Origin of the sequence: Gimesia sp. (assembly GCF_040219335.1) — a bacterium.
Classification (GTDB): Bacteria; Planctomycetota; Planctomycetia; order Planctomycetales; family Planctomycetaceae; genus Gimesia.
On record NZ_JAVJSQ010000012.1, the window covers coordinates 160,595 to 180,156 of the forward strand.

The 19,562-nt window shown below is 51.2% G+C and carries 13 protein-coding genes; 7 read left to right on the forward strand and 6 right to left on the reverse strand.

The genetic code is table 11. The features are described from left to right. Positions 1 to 215: 215 nt before the first annotated feature. Complete coding sequence (locus tag RID21_RS11150) at positions 216 to 3,476, forward strand: PAS domain-containing hybrid sensor histidine kinase/response regulator (RefSeq protein WP_350188918.1); 3,261 nt, start codon at positions 216 to 218, stop codon at positions 3,474 to 3,476. Positions 3,477 to 3,485: 9 nt separating this feature from the next. Here RID21_RS11150 and RID21_RS11155 read toward each other — a convergent pair whose 3' ends face one another. The 3 genes from RID21_RS11155 to RID21_RS11165 form a co-directional block, all read right to left on the reverse strand. Beyond that, the gene (locus RID21_RS11155; RefSeq protein WP_350188920.1) at positions 3,486 to 4,733 is read right to left on the reverse strand and encodes an FMN-binding protein; all 1,248 of its coding nucleotides are present in this window, start codon (positions 4,731 to 4,733) and stop codon (positions 3,486 to 3,488) included. Between the two features lie 179 nt (positions 4,734 to 4,912). Then, a complete protein-coding gene (locus tag RID21_RS11160) occupies positions 4,913 to 7,210 on the reverse strand; it encodes an FAD-dependent oxidoreductase (protein ID WP_350188922.1) in 2,298 nt (765 codons plus the stop codon). Positions 7,211 to 7,370: 160 nt separating this feature from the next. Beyond that, entirely contained in the window at positions 7,371 to 8,300 is a 930-nt protein-coding gene (locus RID21_RS11165; protein ID WP_350188924.1) for a hypothetical protein, read from the reverse strand. A 235-nt stretch (positions 8,301 to 8,535) separates the two neighbouring features. Here RID21_RS11165 and RID21_RS11170 point away from each other — a divergent pair, with 235 nt between their 5' ends. Together RID21_RS11170 and RID21_RS11175 are read left to right on the forward strand one after the other, a co-directional pair. Next, positions 8,536 to 9,153, forward strand: coding sequence for an ECF-type sigma factor (locus tag RID21_RS11170; protein WP_155366890.1), 618 nt, complete (start codon positions 8,536 to 8,538; stop codon positions 9,151 to 9,153). Beyond that, positions 9,150 to 11,690, forward strand: coding sequence for a protein kinase domain-containing protein (locus RID21_RS11175; RefSeq protein WP_350188926.1), 2,541 nt, complete (start codon positions 9,150 to 9,152; stop codon positions 11,688 to 11,690). Before RID21_RS11170 ends, RID21_RS11175 begins: the two co-directional genes overlap by 4 nt. 9 nt (positions 11,691 to 11,699) lie before the next feature. Here the strand turns inward: RID21_RS11175 and RID21_RS11180 are convergent, their stop codons facing one another. From RID21_RS11180 to RID21_RS11190, 3 genes are read right to left on the reverse strand one after another with little or no spacing between them, the layout of a single operon-like run. Continuing rightward, positions 11,700 to 13,067 (reverse strand): carbon-nitrogen hydrolase family protein, encoded by a 1,368-nt coding sequence (locus tag RID21_RS11180; RefSeq protein WP_350188928.1) that lies wholly within the window; start codon positions 13,065 to 13,067, stop codon positions 11,700 to 11,702. Positions 13,068 to 13,084: 17 nt separating this feature from the next. Beyond that, positions 13,085 to 14,788, reverse strand: coding sequence for a glycerol-3-phosphate dehydrogenase/oxidase (locus RID21_RS11185; RefSeq protein WP_350188930.1), 1,704 nt, complete (start codon positions 14,786 to 14,788; stop codon positions 13,085 to 13,087). 22 nt (positions 14,789 to 14,810) lie between these two features. After that, positions 14,811 to 15,269 (reverse strand): GNAT family N-acetyltransferase, encoded by a 459-nt coding sequence (locus tag RID21_RS11190; protein ID WP_350188932.1) that lies wholly within the window; start codon positions 15,267 to 15,269, stop codon positions 14,811 to 14,813. A 186-nt stretch (positions 15,270 to 15,455) separates the two neighbouring features. Here RID21_RS11190 and RID21_RS11195 point away from each other — a divergent pair, with 186 nt between their 5' ends. From RID21_RS11195 to RID21_RS11210, 4 genes are all read left to right on the forward strand, one after another. Further along, positions 15,456 to 16,613 carry a XylR family transcriptional regulator gene (locus tag RID21_RS11195; protein WP_350188934.1) on the forward strand — a complete coding sequence of 386 codons (1,158 nt, stop codon included), beginning with the start codon at positions 15,456 to 15,458 and terminating at the stop codon, positions 16,611 to 16,613. A gap of 164 nt (positions 16,614 to 16,777) precedes the next feature. Further along, positions 16,778 to 17,341 (forward strand): DJ-1/PfpI family protein, encoded by a 564-nt coding sequence (locus RID21_RS11200; protein ID WP_350188936.1) that lies wholly within the window; start codon positions 16,778 to 16,780, stop codon positions 17,339 to 17,341. 44 nt (positions 17,342 to 17,385) lie between these two features. Then, positions 17,386 to 18,714 carry a Gfo/Idh/MocA family protein gene (locus tag RID21_RS11205; protein WP_350188938.1) on the forward strand — a complete coding sequence of 443 codons (1,329 nt, stop codon included), beginning with the start codon at positions 17,386 to 17,388 and terminating at the stop codon, positions 18,712 to 18,714. Between the two features lie 63 nt (positions 18,715 to 18,777). Further along, positions 18,778 to 19,536, forward strand: a complete 759-nt coding sequence (locus RID21_RS11210) for a phytanoyl-CoA dioxygenase family protein (RefSeq protein ID WP_350188940.1) — start codon at positions 18,778 to 18,780, stop codon at positions 19,534 to 19,536. Positions 19,537 to 19,562 lie beyond the last annotated feature (26 nt).

A 19,562-nucleotide genomic window follows, 5' to 3' on the forward strand; every position in this document is an offset into this window, starting at 1 on the left:
TTTCTCTATAACTCTGGTCTCTCTGACATCTACAAATCAGAACCTTTGAGCACCAGGTGTTTTTTATGATTCAAATCGATGGCTAATCGAATTTTGGGATATCGGACCGAATCCCGATTTTGTAGCATAGGCATACCTATGTTATATAGAGCAAACGAGTTGTATAATGCGGGCTGACTGTTTGAGCATCAGTAGGATACCCGGGAGTAGTATGGATGAAGTTCAAGTTTGGTTCCGGCAAAGTGAAACTAAATCAGTTTCGTATCGATTCGACGCAGAATACACTTGAACCGCGAAAAGATTCATACGCTTCTGAGAGTGAAACTACCTGTATTAAATCAATACTCGAAAGTATCCCCTCCGGCGCAGTGTTATTGCAGACTGGCTTTCTGTATTTCAATGAACGTGCCAATGCTTTGTTAGGGAACTCAGAAGAGCACCCGGAAGTCTTCGAAGAAAACATTACACGGCTGCTTACACTGAAGCCCAATCCATTATCTGAATCTGCGGAACACCCCGCTCAGGTAGAGTTCTGGTCCAGTTGTCATGATGGCAATCAGAGTCTGTGTGAGGTAACTTTACCTGCTCAAGAAGAATCCAGTCTCTGGTTGATTGATGAAATTACCTCCAGGCGTCAGAACGAGCGATTGCACCACCTGCTGACCAGCGCAACCAGTGATGTAACCGGGGACGAGTTCTTCAAACGTCTCGTGACAACACTTGCAGAGGCTTTGAAACTGAAATGTGTGCTGCTGGTCAAACATCAGACAATTCATTTTGAACCTGGAAACCAGAGAACAGGCAAGTGTCAGACAGTGGGAGCCTGTTTCAACGGGCAACTGGTTCCTGATTTTGAGTACGAGGTACAAGGAACTCCCTGTGCTGATGCGATTGGTACTGAACCTTACTGCGTTTCACAAAATGTGTCACGTCTCTACCCAAAAGATATTTTCCTGCAGGAACACGAAATCGAATCCTATTTCAGCCTGCCGATGGTCGACAAACATGGTGCAGTGCAGGGGCATCTTGTGATGTTGGGAGACCGGCCTGTCTATGAAGATCTCTGTGAAGTCCCTGCCATAAAAAGTTATACCTATCGTGCTGCAGCAGAACTGAGTCGTGAGTATGCAGAGCGCAAACTGAAAGAGAGTGAGCTGAGAATCACCATGGCAGCCCGTGGCTCGGAAATTGGCCTCTGGGACTATGATGTGATCACAAAGCAGGCCCGGTTTGATGATAAATGGTTTACCATGCTGGGATACACACCAGGGGAATTTGCTGCCAGCTTTGCTGCCTGGCAATCCCTGGTACATCCGGAGGATCTACCACCAACCCTTCGGTCACTGAAAGATTATCTGGATGGAAAGAGCCCTTGCTACGAAGCAGAAATTCGCATGAAGACGAAAGCGGGAGCTTGGAAATGGATTCTGACCCGCGGAAAAATTGCAGCTTACAGCCCTCATCAGAAGCCGGTTCAGGTCATTGGAACCCATATTGATATCGATGACTTGAAACGTTCCCAGCAGATTCGTTTGCAGAATGAAGCACGTCTGCGGATCATCATGGAGCAGATCCCGGCAATTCTGTGGACCACGGATAAGGAGAATCACTATACCTCAATTGTCGGTGCAGGATTGACTCAGTTAGGGCTGCAGCCGGATGAAGCGGTCGGAAAACCGATTTATGAATTTCATGAATCGGAAGAAGTATCCCATTACATGACGGCCATGCATGAGCGAACTCTGAAAGGAGAGTCCGTTCGTTTTGAACAAAAGTTGCAGAACACGATTCTGGATATTCATATCGAGCCATTACGAAACTCCCATGAAGACATCATTGGCTGTATCGGGCTGGCGATTGATGTTACCGTCCGCAAGAAGACGATCGAGCAGTTAAATCGACAACGGATTCTGCTGCAGACGATTTTTCACTCAGTGACCGATGTGATGATTGTCACTGACCGCAGTCATAATATCGTCATGTGCAATGAATCAATTCAGCTGCATTTTCGGTGCAAAGAGGCGGATCTGCTGGGAAGACCGATCAGGGAACTCGTCAAGTCAGAGGCCGACTACCAGGCTCAGTTCAACCGGGTTTCTTATCCCAATTCACACGTGCTGAAACCTTTTATTCTGGAATACCTGAGGACCGATGACACTTCATTCCAGGGGGAGACAATCATCACTCCCCTGCGCCGCTCAGATAATCAAATCACCGGATATATTCAGGTGATTCGTGATATCACTGATCGGATTCAGATGGAAGAAGAGAAAGACCAGTTGCATGCCCAGATGCTGCATGCACAAAAACTGGAAAGCCTGGGGGTCCTTGCGGGAGGGATGGCACATGATTTCAATAATCTGCTGCTGGCGATTCTCGGGAATACCAATCTCGCGCTCATGGAACTGCAGGAGACTTCTCCCATCAGCCAGAATGTGAAGAACATTGAAATCGCAGCCCGACATGCAACCAAAATCTGCGAACGGCTGCTGGCATATTCTGGCCGTCGTACATTTGTAACGACAACATTTAACCTGAATCAGATCATTCGGGAAACGGTAGAGATTCTGAAAACAATCATTTCTCCCAATGCTCATATCGATCTGAACCTGTCAAAAGAGTCTCTGTTGATTCACGGTGATACCGGTCAGATAGAACAGGTCGTTTTAAACCTGCTAACCAATGCTTCCGAAGCCATTCAGAATCAGAAAGATGCCGGGAAAATCAACGTTCGGACGGGATTACTCGAACTGGGGCAGGATGACTTTGCTGACTACTATTTCTGCGAGAATGTGATCCCCGGACGATTCGTCTTCTTCGAAATCGAGGATAATGGAAGTGGAATGGATGCGGACTGTCAGTCGAAAATGTTCGATCCTTTTTTCACTACCAAATTCACCGGCAGGGGGCTCGGTCTGGCGGGGGTATCCGGAATCATTCGCGGTCACCATGGGGGACTGTTTGTTCAATCTGCAGTCGAGAGTGGTTCCTGTTTCAGAGTGATTCTTCCTGTTTCGACTGAAGCGGAAGAGGAAGTTAACTCGGATAGCACGATCGACCCTGTAGTGCCTGCCGATGTGGGTTATGTCCTGGTGATTGACGATGATAAAGCGGTCTGTAATGTGGTGACAAACGTGCTCAAACGCTTTGGGTTTTCCGTACTGCTTGCCAACTCAGGCGCACAGGGGCTTGAGGTTTATGGACGCAATCGTGACTCCATCAGCGTGGTCCTGCTGGATATGACCATGCCCGGAATGAGTGGCGTCGAAACTCTCAGGCAGCTCCAGGAACTCCAGATCAATATTCCCGTCATCCTGACGAGTGGTCTCAGTGAGAACGACATCTCTGACCAGATGGAAGGCTCCGAGATCGTGCATTTCCTCAAGAAGCCGTACAAGCCTCAGAAACTGGTCAATATCGTGAGTAAAGCGCTTCTGCGACATCAGATTAAAGATGATGCCACCGGAAAGTATTAGTGACTGAGTCTATTGCAGTAACAGTTGCTGGATCTGTTCGGCATACTGGTTGAGGGTCAGCGCCAGCATCAAAAAGAGGCCTGCTACGAAATCACTCTTTCCGAAATGATCGGCGCGGCCATGTGAGCGGACAAATTCAAAAATTGTTCCCGTGGGACATCCATAATGGCAGTAGGCCTGTGGAACAAAGATCGCCGCCACCAGTCCAGATATAGCGATGAGAATCGATGCGATTCCCGCGGACGTCAGCAGATAAGCGTCGAAAGCCTCCAGTTCTGCCAGATCGACGGGGAGTTTGAGAAAGATGATGACCAGGATCAGGCCAAGCAGCAAACCAGGAATCCAGCGCAAGGCCCGTTTCACATCAGGTCTGATTTTTAACTTCTTTTGATGAGGGATAATTTTTCCCAGGAATTCCTGGGCTGTGCCATGTGGGCATAAAGTCTGGCAGTAAATATTCCGCCGGGAACTCCAGGGGACCAGGATCGCAGCTCCGGCCAGTAAGACCAGACCAGAAAGTTGCCGCCATGGTACCGAATATTTAGCCCAGCCGGCGAATAGAGATTCCGCCAGCAGATCTCCTGTGACGAATCCCAGGTAAATGAACGCAGCAATTTTGAACAGTTTTCGCAGCCAGTGAAATCGCTTCAGTCGTGTGAACGTCAGCAGGCAGGCCCCTACAGTAAATGAGATGAGAAATGCGTCTTTCGCTGCAAAACGAAAGGGAGTGACAGACTGCTCCTGCTGCTTCGAGTATCGGATGCGATTTCGGATGGCATATGCCAGTCCCATGCTGGTCATCGTTGCTCCAGATACCCCTTCAATTTCACCTCGTTCCAGATCGAGCCCCGCGATCTGGTCCCAGGCATATTCTTTCCAGCGGTCCATGAAGTACTGGTTTGCGCGAACATCATTGACATGCGAGGTCGTATCACCACTTGAGCGAATCACCAGCCCTGCTACTTTCCCCGTTTTCTGTTCAAAGACGACCAGGGTATCGGAGGGCCCACAATAACCAATGATCTCATCAGAAACAGGTGAAGTGCGGATGGCGTAGCCGATGGTTTGGTTATTTTCATCCAGGACAAAGAGCCCCATGCGGTCTGAATGATCGACACTCAGCGATTCTGCCCGGGGCAGGATAGCTTTCACTTCATGCAGTTCTACGGGAGCCTTACCTTGAACACGAATCCGGATGTAGTAATCGCGAATCAGCCAGACAATCAGAATCAGAACCGTAAGACGATAGAGTTTCAACGAGAAAGATCTGAGACGACTGGCTGGCCGGGGGCCTGGCGCAGGCTGAGAGACTAGCGGTAACTCGGTCATCCTTCTCTCTTAGAATCCCACCAGTCAGACACTGGTGGGATTCATTTCTCTGTTGATGTTGCGTAAAGCGGCTTCTGTGGAGCCAGATTGTGCAAAGTCAGAGTGAATCAGTCTACTGGCAGGACCTGAATCGCATCAGCGTGCACATTACCATCGACACCCGTATTCGACATGATGACTTCAACAGGTTGCCCCTGTTTTAACTCGAAGGTACCCAGAGAGATAAAACCATGAGGCAGGGGTGGCTTGACCCGCTGGTTAATCTTCACGGTCTTGGTTTCATCGGCTGAGCGAACTGTCACAGGCGTGTTCGTCGCCCGGTTTTCATGGTGACCATAAGCGAGGCGGACTTCGTATTTTCCGGTTTTAGCGACCTCAAATTTGAAGTGGATTTCCGCTTTTTTACCCTTACCATGATAAACATAGTGGTTGCCGATATAACCCTTGAGGCCTTCCCCCTTGGTCCACTTGCCTACGAACTGAACGTTTTCGTTTTCATCGTCGATAACCATCCCGGGGAGGGTTGCCGGATCAATGTAGGGATCAATGACCGGTGGTAATTCCTGAGAGTTTTCAGGTGTGTAATACTTACCGTCGACTGTGTCACGCCGTTCGATACCCTTGCGGGCCATCAGTTTTTCCAGGTCTTTGTAATGGTCGGTGTAAACAGCACGCGGTTGGCAGTCTTTCTCAACACAGACTGCAGCTGCTTTCCCGACGACTTCCCCCATCATACCACCGGTCTTCATCACACGAACCGTTCCCAACGCTTCATGCGTTACGCTGATGCAGCGTCCCGCCATGAACAGGTTCGGTACGTTCCGTGAGTAGAAACAGCGGTAAGGAATCGGATAGCCTCGCTTACGATCGACGCTGCGATCGAAGACGGCCTGTGAGATGAAAGGATCTTCTGGATACTTCTGCATGTACTGCTTCTTGGGGTAATGCAGATCGATAGACCAGGTGCTGGGAACGCATCCATCGGGAAAATCAACTTTTGCGACGATATCTTTCCGACGCAGAATAACATCTCCCCGAAGCATACGGGATTCACGGGGACCACCAATATAGGCCATCCAGGTCATCACGGCGTTCTCATGCTTGTCCTTGCCCCCTTTATTCTTCATCGCGTTCCAGGCACCATAGACGGCACGGAAATTCCAGTCCCGCATTGATTCCAGATCCTGAATGGGGTCTTTGTCAAAACCACTTTCCCAGAACCACTCGCCATGAAAGCGTTTGGGGTAGGGGAAATCGTCCATATTCAGATTGAGTGCCCATTCCAGGTCAGGGAAGGACTGGGGCTGTTCTGCTTCTTTCCAGGTCCACATGTTACTCATTCCCATGTGGCCTTTTTCGTGTGTGTAATAATCAGCGCCCGCGAGATAACCGATTTCCGCATGACCGGTGCAGTCAGCGAACAGTTTGCCGCGGAACTCAGTTCGCTTACTGGTTTTGGTATTGAAAGCAGTGACGCTCTGGATCGCGTCTCCCTCTTTTTTAACTGCGAAGGCATGCGTGTTCAGGAAGAGGTCAATATTTTTCTCAGCCCGCACGATGGCTTCTTTTTTCTTGTCTCCATACTCTTCATAGGTCCCTGGAGAAGCGGCGGCGGAATCAGCGAATTCGGCGATGATTTCACCGATATGCGGATATTTACCACGACGCACCAGTCCCTGTGCCCAGACTCGTACTTCTGAGCTTCCATTGCCGCCCAGAACCGGACGATTCTGAATCAAGGCTACTTTACATCCCATGCGCGCGGCTGAGATCGCAGCGCCCATGCCAGAGTATCCCCCACCGACGACAACCAGATCATAAGGCTCTGTCACTTCAGGTTCCGCAGGCAGTCCCAGCATGCTTTTACGCCACTGATCCATGGGAGAAAGATCATTGGGGGGCTGGTAATTCAGATCTCCTGTGAACAGAATCGCATCGCAGCGTCCCTCAAAACCGGTTAGATCATGTAAGGTGAGTTTGACTTCCGGTTTCGTGATCTCAACGGTACCACCGTCATGCCAGAACCATTTGGCGCCTTTCGTACCGAAAGTTTCTTTGAGTGGCTGTCCATCAATTTTCAACTGGAATCGGCCGGGAGATCCAGTCGCTTTCCAGGGAGCGACCCAGTCTTTGGTTCTGACCAGAACCCGATAGGTTCCCGTTTCCGGAAATTTCACCGTGGTTTCTGCATCAGCAACGGGCTGTCCTAACCCGTGAGCGAGCAGATAAGGGGACCCCATGATGTGAATGAATTGCGTGTCGAGTTTCCAGCCGCCATGCTGATTAAAACTTTCGGCTTCTACCAGCACGCCATTGGTGGGTTTCGTTTCGGCACGACCGATGGCGGGCAGCAATGTGATTGCTAAACCAGTAAGGACCAGAAGTGATTGAGGTAATAAGCGCATACTGCCTGACTCCTGTCGTAAATTCACTGAGGGCATACTCAGAGCTATGTGAACGGACTAACTCCGTAAATTGATAGACCAAAGCAGATTATAAGTCCCAGACGGAATCAATTGCAAACCGACAGTATAGCGAATTTAGGTGCCAGAATGTTACATAACCTTATTTATTAAGGGCGTGTTCTCCTAGAAACTGCAGGAGTTCTGCATCAGAAACAGCGCGGGGATCGCTGAGTATTTTTCCGCTGAGTTCTACAGGAATTTGAGGACGTCGAAACTGAACATAGTCAAAACCCGCGACCAGATCGGGGCGCCCGTTCTTAATGACCTGTGTATTTTGCTGTAATGGCTGTAAGCGGGAAGCGGTACTGTAATCGGTGTAGACAGTCAGTCCCACCTGTAGTTCTGCGGGCATGTCAGTTCGACGATACCGCTGATGGATATTCCAGTTTCCATCAGGAGTCTTTTTCAGCAGTATGAAATCATCGCCGATCCGGGCAATCTGAATCTGAGCCATCGGTGTGCCTGCGTTCGTAACAGCGAGTTTCGAGCGACTGTTGACGGTCGTCTTGACTTCGAACTGATAGCTTCCTGGACGATTGGCTGCACCTAAAGAAAGAAAGATGTAGTTTTCCCCACCCGGTTTCCAGGTTTGCGGAGTGACCTGTCGCGGGGTCCGGATCATGAGTCCTGCCAGCGAATAATTGCTGCGCGGTGCACCATCTCCTCCCCGCCGGGCGACGCGAATCTGAGATGTGACGACAAAGTCTCCCTTGATCTGTTTGTAGACCAGGATTCCCCGGTAATCCATATACCAGGTGCTACTGTAAGGCATCATGACCATCCAGCCCTTACAGGTTTGCGAAATATCGAACCGTTCCAGTTGATCGGCGTTTGTCTGTTCGGTTTCAAAGATGCGCATCCAGTCTTTGAGTGTGGAAGGATCATCAAAGTCATCGCTGAGCGACTGCAGATCAGCTTTAGTGTTGTTTCGGGACTGGGCCCGAGTGTTGGCAATGAAATTCGTTACCATCAGGAGGAGGATGAGCATCCAGTAAAGCGGGCGGGCATTTCCAGTTTGCGATTTTCGCATGTTCATTCTCTCTAGCTAAGGGGACACGATATACCGACGCAGAAAACATCCCTTTGTTCTCGCTTTGTCGTTCAAGTCTCTGCAGGAGATTCGACAGCAAATATGAAGTTGCGACAAAATTTGTGAAAATACTTCTGTTTCACGGAAAAGCGGTCTAAGCTGTTGCACCGTCTCAGCATACGATATAATTCAGTGTCCCAGGACAGAGTTTCGTTTTTCAGGAAAACAGTCGCGAATGTCTTTAATCGAAGAGACTGTCACACAGTGGATTGATCAGTTAAAAACGGGCGATGCGCGCGCTGCGCAACGGCTGTGGGAATCCTACTTTCTGGAAATGGTGGAAGTGGCCCGCAGAAAGCTGCAGGGGGCACCTCGCGCTGTAGCTGATGAAGAAGATGTCGCGCTCAGTGCTTTTAAAAGTTTTTGTCTGGGAGCGCAGAATGGCCGCTTTTCACAAGTCACCGATCGAGAAAACCTGTGGCCGCTCCTGGTGGCAATTACCTCGCATAAGTCCGTTGACCTGATACGCCATGAGAATCGGAAAAAACGGGGAGGCAGTGGTTCCAGCGGCACTGAATCAGAACGCAACAAACAAAGTTCTCCCGTTGATTTTGAGCAGATTATTCAGAGTCAACCTTCCCCTGAATTCACTGTCCAACTGGCCGAGGAACTGGAACGCCTGCTCGATTTATTGGACAAAACCGGCGATTCGACATTAAGACAGGTTGCGTTAGCCAAAATGGAAGGGGAAACTACAACTGAAATTGCCGAACAGCTGGGTTGTGCCCGTCGTACGATTGAACGGAAGCTTCAGCTGATTACCCGTCTTTGGCAAGAGGATTGCAATTTGTGAAGTCGCGAAATGGAACAGATTTCGAACAGCTCCCTTCAGATCTGATGCTCAAAATCAATCAGTTGTGTGATCAGTTTGAAACAGAGCTCAGGCAGGGAGATCTACCGTCAATTACAGATTGGCTGGATCATGTTGCCGTCGAATATCGCGAAGTAATTCTAAAAGAACTGATACCGCTGGAAATCGAGCACCGGATTCAGACTGGTGACATTCCGCAGGTCAGCGACTATCTGCAGCCGTTTCCCCTGCTGGACCAGGACTGGTTATTGGAAACGATTGGAACGGCCAGAGCTGAACTGAAACCTGCAAAAGCGAACGATCTGTCATCAGGCTCTCAGGGAAATTCCATAGAGTCCTACAGGGAGCGGATTATTCAGTCCGGGGTCCTGGCAGCCTCTGAACTCACTGAAATTCTCGAAACGGCTGAATCACTTTCGTCTGCAGATGAAATGGCAGAGTTGCTGACCCAGTCCGGTCGACTTACGACATATCAGAGTCAGATGCTGCTCGAACCGGAATGCCGTCCGTTGCTGATTGGCGAATATTTGATCCAGGAACCGATCGGCTCAGGGGGCATGGGGACGGTTTATAAAGCCATTCATCGGCGGATGAAACGGCTTGTAGCCCTGAAAGTCATTCGCGCCGACCTGGATCAGAATCCGGAACGGCTGAAGCGATTCGAGCGAGAAGTGCAGACCGCCGCTCGCCTCTCTCATCCCCATATTGTAACCGCTTACGATGCCGGGGAATCACAGGGAATCCATTATCTGATCTGCGAATACATCGATGGTGAAAGTCTTACTCAACTGGTACGGGATTCGGGACCACTTGATTTTGCAGACGCGTTGCATTGTCTGCAACAGATCGCGGAAGGCTTGGATTATGCCCATTCCCAGGGGGTGATTCATCGGGATATAAAGCCGGCGAATATTTTAGTCGATGATCAGGGAGACCTGAAAATCCTGGATATGGGGCTGGCCCGCCTGCAGGAATCATCAGCGGACATTCTCACCAACGGAGAGCAGACCGAACTCACCTCCAGCCAGATTTTCATGGGGACCATCGATTACATGGCCCCGGAACAGGCACGGAATACCAGATTAGCCGACCATCGCTCTGATATTTACAGCCTGGGTTGCACATTCTATTTCCTGCTGACAGGGAAACCTGTCTACTCCGGGGAGACCACAGTCGAGCGGATACTCGCTCACAAGGAACAGCCGATACCTCGTCTGTCGAGCGTCTGCAACCAGGTCCCAACTGACTTTGACACGATTTTTTCAAAGATGCTGGCCAAGGAACCTGACGAACGGTATTCGGGCGTGAGCGATTTATTGCAGGATCTGCAAAATTTCAATCGCAGCTACGATGCAGAGCAGACAGCAATGCACCGTGCTTCTGAGACTACTGATTTCCAGACAGAGGCAACGAATGCAGCAGAATTCTGGGCCAGTCAGACGACCAGGGAGCAGCCCGCGGTATCCGATTATACGGTGATGGCTGGAACCACTGTGCAACACCAGGCCCCTCCTGCAGTCAGACGGCGTGGATTGATCTGGGGGGGCGCTGCGGTCGCAGCAGCGGTACTGCTTATGTTCCTGTTCAGGAATCCGCAACGTCAGTTGACAGAAGATTCGACTGCTGGTGCTCTGGAGACGACTCCAGGTCAGTCCGGTCAACTCGATGCCGGAACAATACAGGCAGAGTATGCAAAGCAGGTTCAAATGCCTGCGAAGACCAGTGAGAGAATCTCTGATGGTCCTGAGCCGGTGATGCTCAACCTGACTTTAATTCCTCCCGGCGAGTTCGTCATGGGGACGGAAGAGACAGATCCCGTTGCCTATGACGCGCCAACACATCCTGTGAAACTGACACGCCCGTTTTATATCGGGACGACTGAAGTGTCGAATCAGTTGTTCCAGAGTTTCGTTGATGAAACCAGCTATCGCACCGATGCAGAACGGGCTGGCGGGTACGGAATGACTGGTGGTAGCTGGAATCGGTCGGGAAATTATTACTGGAATAATCTCGGTGAGCTACCTGTGCAGAAAACTGCGCCGGCCGTCAATATCAGCTGGAATGATGCTGTCGCGTTTTGTGAATGGCTCACTCGAAAGACGGGGGCTATTTATCGGCTTCCCACTGAGGCGGAATGGGAGTATGCCTGCCGGGCTGGAACGCAATACCCCTGGTTTTTTGGAGATAGCCCCGAGGATATGGCACAGTATGCGTGGTTCCAGGGGAATGCCGAAGGCAAGGTATATCCTGCGAAACAGAAGCAGCCTAACGCATTCGGACTCTATGACATCTATGGTAATGAGTGGGAATGGTGCCAGGACTTCTACGCCGCCGACTATTACCGTAACTCTCCCTCCGAAAACCCGACCGGTCCCGCAGAAGGCACCGAACGGGTACGTCGTGGGGGCGGCTTTCAACAGCCCGCCGGTCAAATGACTTCTTATATCCGCGGTCATGGACCACCAGAGACACCTTCGCGCGGTGCATTCAGAGTGGTCCGGGAAATACCCGTTGACTAAAGGTTTTAACTAGCGTGTTTCCGTCGGTTCAACAAAACCTTCCACGGGACGCTCCCGATAGATCCGCTCGCGGAAGTTCCCCAGGAAACGCCAGAGCTTCGGCTGGGACAGGTTCACCTCTGCCATCACCAGTGTCCCCCAGTCTTTGCCGATCGAAAGCATCTTGCCTTCCTTGTTGATGATCGTTGTTTTCATCCAGTCTCGGTCGGGATCTGTATAGGTGCTGGTGACGAGAAAGACCTGATTTTCGATGGCACGTGCCTTGGCGAGTGTCGGGTTCCCGCCCCAGATCGGCATGGCAATGACTTCAGCCCCATTGTTGGCCAGGTTTCGGGCCACTTCAGGAAAATGAACATCCCAGCAGATCATCATTCCCAGTTTCCCGAAGCGGGTGTCAAAGACTGGATATTCTTTCCCCGGCGAGATACCGTGCTCAATTTCTTCACGGGGAAGACAGACTTTCCGATATTTACCCACCAGCTTCCCATCAGGGCCGATCAAAGCTGCTGTGTTATAAACGAGGTCTCCCGATTGTTCCAGCAGGCCTGCCACAATATACAGATTAAATTCCTTCGCGAGTTTGCCGAAATATTCGGTTGAAGGGCCGGGGACCGGTTCAGCCACATCTGCGTAATCCAGGCCTGTGCCGCACATGGTGAGACACTCCGGAAGACAGATCAGGTCAGCCTGTTTCTTACCTGCTTCTGCGATCAGCGGAGCGAACTGTTGGCAGTTCTCCATCGCTGACTTTCCATTGCGAGGACGCAAATGAGCGGATGCCAGTCGGATGATTCGCTGCGCGGGAGCAGCTTCAGGATTCAATTCCGGCAGACTCCACAGAACGCGTCCCTGACCGGCCCAGCGGAGATGTAGTTCTACTTTGGCTTGCGTCGCCTCTGTCGGGACCGGATACACGTCGGTTACTTCGGTCCAGCCTGCTTTGTTTGTATTTCCATCTGCGGGGAAAACGGGTCTCACTCTGTCATCGGCCCCCTGGACGCGCGAAGGAATCAACTTCCCTTTTTCATCGAGCCATGTGATTTTGACGACTGCATTGCGGCGCGGAACAGCGAGTCCTTCGGTTTTTCTCCAGACATGAAAGCGATATCCCTGTCCTCCTTTGACCGGGAATGTTTTTACCCACGCTCCATGCGATTCTGTCTGGTCGGGAGCAGCAGAGATTGCCAGCACCCCTTTACCATCGAAGGAACCCTGGGGGAGATAGCTGAACTCCGGCTTGACCGGTTCGCGCATCGCCATCTGTTGCCAGCCCTCAGGCAAGGGCTCACCCGCTGATATTGAAGTGTTCTGTAGCAATAGAGTCAGCAGAATTCCTAACAGTAAGGAGATAGACGGTGACTTAAGGGAAGAATTCATGAGAAGACCTTTCGGTTTTACGTTGTAACAACCGCTTTACCGTAAAATTGATCAAGGTGCGTTTTGTAAGATTGTATCAGATCAGGAGCCTGCTCAGGTAACACTTTACCGGCTGCAACAAGGCATTCTGCGAGATCCTCTAACGTCTCTTCCTTGAGTATTTCGGAGAAGATCAGCATTAAACGACGTTCGACAAGGTCACCTAGAGTTTCTGCCCACTCATGCTCAATGGTCCAGGCAACATACTGGCGTGGCAGTGAAGTCCCCCGGATCAGTTCCGGAGAAAACTCGGGCAGAGAATCGAGAATCTCCTCCAGATAGGTTCCCTGCAGCGTCCAGAGAGCTTGAATGCTTTCCCTCGGGAGCGAGTATTTTTCCGCAAGCCGATCCAGCTCCGCGTTGAAAATGGCTTCTGTCTGCGGGTAGCCTTCTGCACCGGGAACCAGGCGGGTTTTGGATTGTGAGATATAACTTTTTCCCAGTTTTCGCAGAATCCGATCGGAAATTTTTTCGGCAAAGGCCCGCCAGGAGGTCAGTTTGCCCCCGACCAGTGTGACAATCCAGCCGAAGGGGCCTTCATAATCTTTCAGCGAATGATCGCGGGAGATCGAAGCGGCTTTCCCCTGTGGCTGATAAGGCAGAGGACGAACACCACTGTAATGCAGGTTGATGTCCTCAAGGGTGAGTTCAACCTGGGGGAAAACCATGTTGACCATGTCAACCAGGTATTTCAGTTCCTCCGGACTCGCGGTGACATCCAGCGGATTACCTTCCACGCGGACATCGGTCGTGCCGATCAAGGTGGATTCACCAAAGGGGAGAATGAAAACCAGTCGACCATCGCTGGCTTCGGAATAGACGGCTTGTGTGCCCAGCGCCTCACGCAGCCCAGCGTGAAACGAAATAATGTGGCTGCCCTTGGTTCCCCCCATCAGACGGGGGGACGGTACATCAATCTGTTCCAGCGTCAGATCACCACAGGCACCCGAAGCGTTGACGATAACGGTCGGAACAAATTCACGCTCAGGTTGTCCGTCCGCGTTCAGATTGCGAATCACCGCAGTCCGCTCTTTCAGCCTGACCTGGTGGTAGGTCAGCAGTTCGAATTCGATGCCTTTCTCACGGGCAATACGCTGGCAATCATGCAGCAGCGCGACGACGAAGCGTTCGGGAAATCGCATTTGAGCATCAGAATAGCAGGCCATCCAGCGGAATTTGGACGCATTGATTTGAGGAAGTCCCGTTTCCCCGACATTATGAACGGAATGACGGGGGAGATTTCCCTTTGATGCGAACCAGTCGTAGAGTGTCAGTCCGATGTTGACCAGGTACAGTCCGCGTTCTGAAGAGAAATTCAAATGCGAGGTCAGCCAGGGAACACCCGGCACACGGAAACCACTCAGGAACCGCAGCCCGGAAGAGGGGATTCCCGATGCCCGATGAGCCAGGGGAATTGCAAAACGCAGGGGCTTAACCAGGTGGGGAGCCAGGTTAAGCAGGATGCCCCGTTCGTGAACCGATTCGCTTACGAGTGAAAAATCGCCGTATTCCAGATACCTGAGACCACCATGAATCAAGCGGGATGATTTCGACGTCGCCCCCTGTGAGAGGTCTCCCTGATCGACGATCGTCACCGGCATATCGTTGAGTAGCAGTTCCCTGGCGATCGCAACGCCATTGATGCCGGCACCGAGGATGAGTGCCCGCTCTGATTGATTCATTGAGGTTGTTCCTGCCTGAAGTTTAAGTGGTCGGTTGGAATTCCATGATCAGACGATGCTCATGCGGGCGATAGTAGCCCTCCACCCGGGTCCGGACATTGAATCCGAAGCTTTCGTAGAGTTTGACTGCGGGGGTGTTTTCCGGATTCACGGTCAGCAGTACAACGTCTTGTGCGTCTTGCAGTGCCTGCAGCATCAGGGCCGAGCCGATTCCCTTACCGCGATAATCAGGGTGGACCATGATTTTATGAAGAAAAATTTCACTGGTATTCGTGGGGAACATCAAGAGCGCTCCTGTCACGAGTTCCCTTTGATCTGATTGCGACTCCACGGCAATCAGAACCGTTGCATACTCACACCAGAGCCGCCAGGCATGCTCACCATCGGGAATGTAGGTGTCCGGCTCTTCGGGCCAGGCGATACGATCCAGGGCTGCTACATCCAGAAAATGACCCGGTTGAGCCAGTTTAATCTTATACAATCCAAAAGCCTTTCATTGTCGCTTTTCATCAGAGAATCCGGGGCTGAGTTACTGAGTCCTATTGTACGATCTCATCTGAACTGTTTCGATCTTGATTGAATAGAATTCGGCGTTCCGGTAAAAGATTAAGTGGCTTTTGAATCCATCTTGAAACTATTCCACTGATAACATCTGCTCGTTGATCACATGACTTTCTCATCTATTCCCCACGTGGCACTGCTGATTGAAACATCCCGCTCCCATGGGCGCGGGCTGTTGAACGGCATTCGTCAGTTTATCGCAGAGAATGAAGAGTGGTCTGTTTTTCTGATGCCCCGTTCCCTGGATTCTCAGATTCCGGACTGGATCTCCCGCTGGAAAGGGGATGGAATTCTCAGTCGAACGACCAGCCAGGAAATGGCCGATGCGATTACCGCTTCGGGGATTACCACCGTGGAATTGCGATCAACGAAACTCAGGCATGCCTTCCCGTTTCTGGGGATCGATAACCGGGCCATGGGACGACTGGTCGCTGAGCATTTTCTCGAACGCGGGATTCGTCACTTCGGTGTCTACGAAATCGGTATCGAAGTCTATTTTGAAGAACGCAGGGACAATTACATTCAAACGATCCAGCAGGCGGGTTACGAAGTGAGTGTGTTTTCCGCGGCAGAAGATTCGGAGGCTCCCCGCGAATGGGAGAAGCACCAGGAACAGATGGCGAACTGGGTACGTGGTCTCCCCAAACCGGTGGGGATCATGGCGTGTACCGATCAGCTCGGTTTCTGGCTACTGGATGCCTGTGATCGGGCGGGAATCTCAGTTCCTGATGAAGTGGCCGTCGTCGGCGTCGAGAATGACGAGATCCTCTGCATGATGGCCCGGCCGCCACTTTCGAGCGTGGCTTTCAACTCAGCCCGGATTGGTTACGAGGCGGCAGCGTTGTTGAGTAGATTGATGCAGGGGGAACCAGTCCCGGAAGAACCGTTCATGATTGATCCCCTGGGAATTGTAACCCGGCAGTCTTCTGATGTCGTCGCCGTGGATGATCCGGAATTGGCCATGGCGCTGCGGTTCATTCGCGAAAATGCCTGTCGTGGAATTCAAGTGGGGGATATTCTCAAACAGGTTCCGCTTTCTCGAACCGCACTGGAACGGCAAATGAAAGCGGCCATCGGACGCTCACCCAAAGCAGAGATTCTCCGTAATCAGCTGGAACGCGCCAAAGAGCTGCTCGTATCGACCGAATTATCTCTGGCACAGATCTCCGAGCGCGTCGGATTTCGTCACGCGCAGCATTTCAGCACGATTTTCAAAGAGAAACTGGGGGAAACGCCGGGATCCTATCGTGCTAAAATGCACTGAGATAACGCTTTAATGACGGGATTCTGAAGCATTTCCAGGTCACAATAGTGAATTGATACGCAAAACCTGATAATGTTTATGGGAATCCGTAATGACGGGGAGGGGATCCCTCGTAAAATTAATTCCGTTCGAAGTTCATATTTTACGTAGAAGGAAAGACTTGAATGAACAAGGTGCTGATCATCGTTGGTGATGCCACAGAAACTGTCGATACGCTGTATCCCTACTATCGCCTGATTGAGGGAGGCTATGAACCTGTCGTCGCAGCTCCCGAAAAACGGCGGTACCAGATGGTATTGCATGAAGTCAAACCGGGCTGGACCATCACTAAAGAATGGGAAGGGTATTCGATCGAAGCAGACATCGCTTTCAAAGATATCAAAGAAGAAGAATACCTGGGTATCTTTTTCAGTGGTGGACGTGCGCCAGAGTACATTCGCGACGACGAGGATCTGATCCGCATCACCCAGCATTTCTTCGAAACCGGAAAGCCGATCGCTTCCGTCTGCCATGGAGTGGAAATTCCAGCGCGGGCCGGGTGCGTCAAAGGACGTCGTATGGCCACTGTGCCCAAGTGTCAGTTTGATCTGGAAGTCTGTGGTGGCATTTTTGTCAATGAGCCTTGCGTGATTGACGGGAATCTCGTCAGCGGTCGCACCTACCATGACCATGGACACTATATTGGGCCCTGGATGAAAATGCTGGATGAAGCCCAGAGCCAGTTCTGATTTGAATTCAATAACTAATCTTGCCAGCGCAACAGGAGAGTGTAATGACTTCACGAAAACTGACACGTCGATCATTTCTGAAAACCTCTACAGTCGGTCTGCCGCTCGCCTGCCTGGCACCGGGTGTATTCGTAAATACGGCACGCTCTGCTCAAAAGTCGCGGAACTCGAATGAGCGTCTAAAGATTGGTTCCATTGGTATGCGTTACCAGGGATCGGTTATCGCAGATAAGGCTCAGGAATATGGCGACATTGTGGCGATAGCCGACGTGGATCGAGAGATCGCGCAGAAGGCCCGCAAGCAGTTTGGCGGGAAAGCGATTTTGTTTGAAGATTACCGTGAGATGCTCGAAAAGGCCGACATTGATGTCGTGACGATCGGCGCACCCGATCACTGGCATACTAAAATGCTGATTGATGCCTGCCGGGCCGGAAAGGACGTCTATTGTGAAAAACCACTCACGCTGACCGTGGATGAAGGCAAGATTCTGAATCGGGTCGTCAAAGAAACTAACGCGGTCGTACAGGTTGGAACCTGGCAGCGAAGCGATCATCGTTTCCGTCAGGCTGTCGAAATGGTACATGACGGACGCATCGGCAACCTGAAGAAGGTGACCGTCACACTCAGTAAAAACAAAACGGGTGGTCCCTTCAAACCGGAGCCTGTCCCTTCAGTATTGAACTGGGATCTCTGGCAGGGACAGACTCCCGATGTCCCTTACATCAAGGAACGCTGTCACTATACGTTCCGCTGGTGGTATGAGTATTCGGGGGGCCAGATGACCGACTGGGGTGCGCATCACATTGATATCGCCCAGTGGGGAGCCGGGATGCAGGATACCGGTCCTGTGGATATCGAAGGGACCGCTACATTTCCGAATGTCGAAAACGGTTACAATGTTGCCCTCGACTACCATTTGAAGGCCCGCTATGCCAACGGGGTGATTCTGGAAGTCAATGACACCGGACGAACCGGCGTCATGTTTGAAGGTGACGAGGGACGAATGTTTGTAAACCGGGGGACGATCGCAGGTAAACCGGTGGAGGATCTGAAGCAGAATCCACTACCTCGCGAAAAATTTAATGTCTATGCTCACGACAATCTCTCCCGACCTCCCCGGATGGGTAAACTGGATGCGATTGTCAATCACATGGGCAATTTCTTCGACTGCATCGAATCTCGCGAAACGCCGATCTCGAGTGTGCAGAATCAGCACCGTTCTGTTTCAGTCTGTCATATCGGCAATATCTCACAACGCCTGGGACGTAAGCTGACCTGGGATCCCGAACAGGAACTGTTTGTGGGAGACGACGAAGCCAACACGTGGCTCAAACGGGAGCAGAGAAAAGGTTACGAAATCACTGATTCCTGAGCCGTTGTCTGTTGAGCGTTAAACGAGTTTCGCCTGTCCCGTTTTTTTCAAGCAGGAGTAATCATGTCGGTTTCTACGGGGATCATCACAGAAGAGCATAAACGGCAGTTTGTGGAAGAGGGATATTTCATTCTGGAGAAGGTCATCCCGGATGAAGATTTGCAGATCATCCGGGATTCCTGTGCCCATCTGATTGATCTGATGCATCAGGAGATGGATCGTCTGGGAACAGACCATATTCATATCAGCCATCGAGGCAAACGTTATCACATTGCGAAAAAATACGATCAGGCACCACGTTTGACTGAATATGTATTTGGCGATCTGATGGCGGAAATCTGCAAGGCCACCATCGGAGACACCGCGTATCTGTTTTACGATCAGTACGTTGTCAAAGCCGCGGAGAAGGGGATTAAGTTTTCCTGGCACCAGGATTCTGGCTATCTGGGATTCAATCATCGTCCCTATGTGACGGTCTGGGCGGCCGTAGATGATATGACCGTGGAAAACGGAACCGTTGATGTGTTACCCTTTTCGACGGTTGGTATCCGTTCCTTAGTGGAACACATTCGGGATCCTGAAACCGGGGACAAAACCGGCTACTTCGGTAAGGAACCGGGAGTTACTGCTGTCGTTCCCGCAGGGAGCCTGGCTGTGTTCAGTTCTCTCACCTTCCATCGCAGTGGCGCGAATACGACCGATAAAATGCGTCGGGCGTACGTCACCCAATATTCACCGGAACCAATTTATGATCCGGAAACCGGTCAGCCCAAGCATCTGGCGGTACCGTTCCTTAAAGGTGGGGACCGCGTGGTATCCTGATCAATTGAGTGAAATAGATCTTTAGA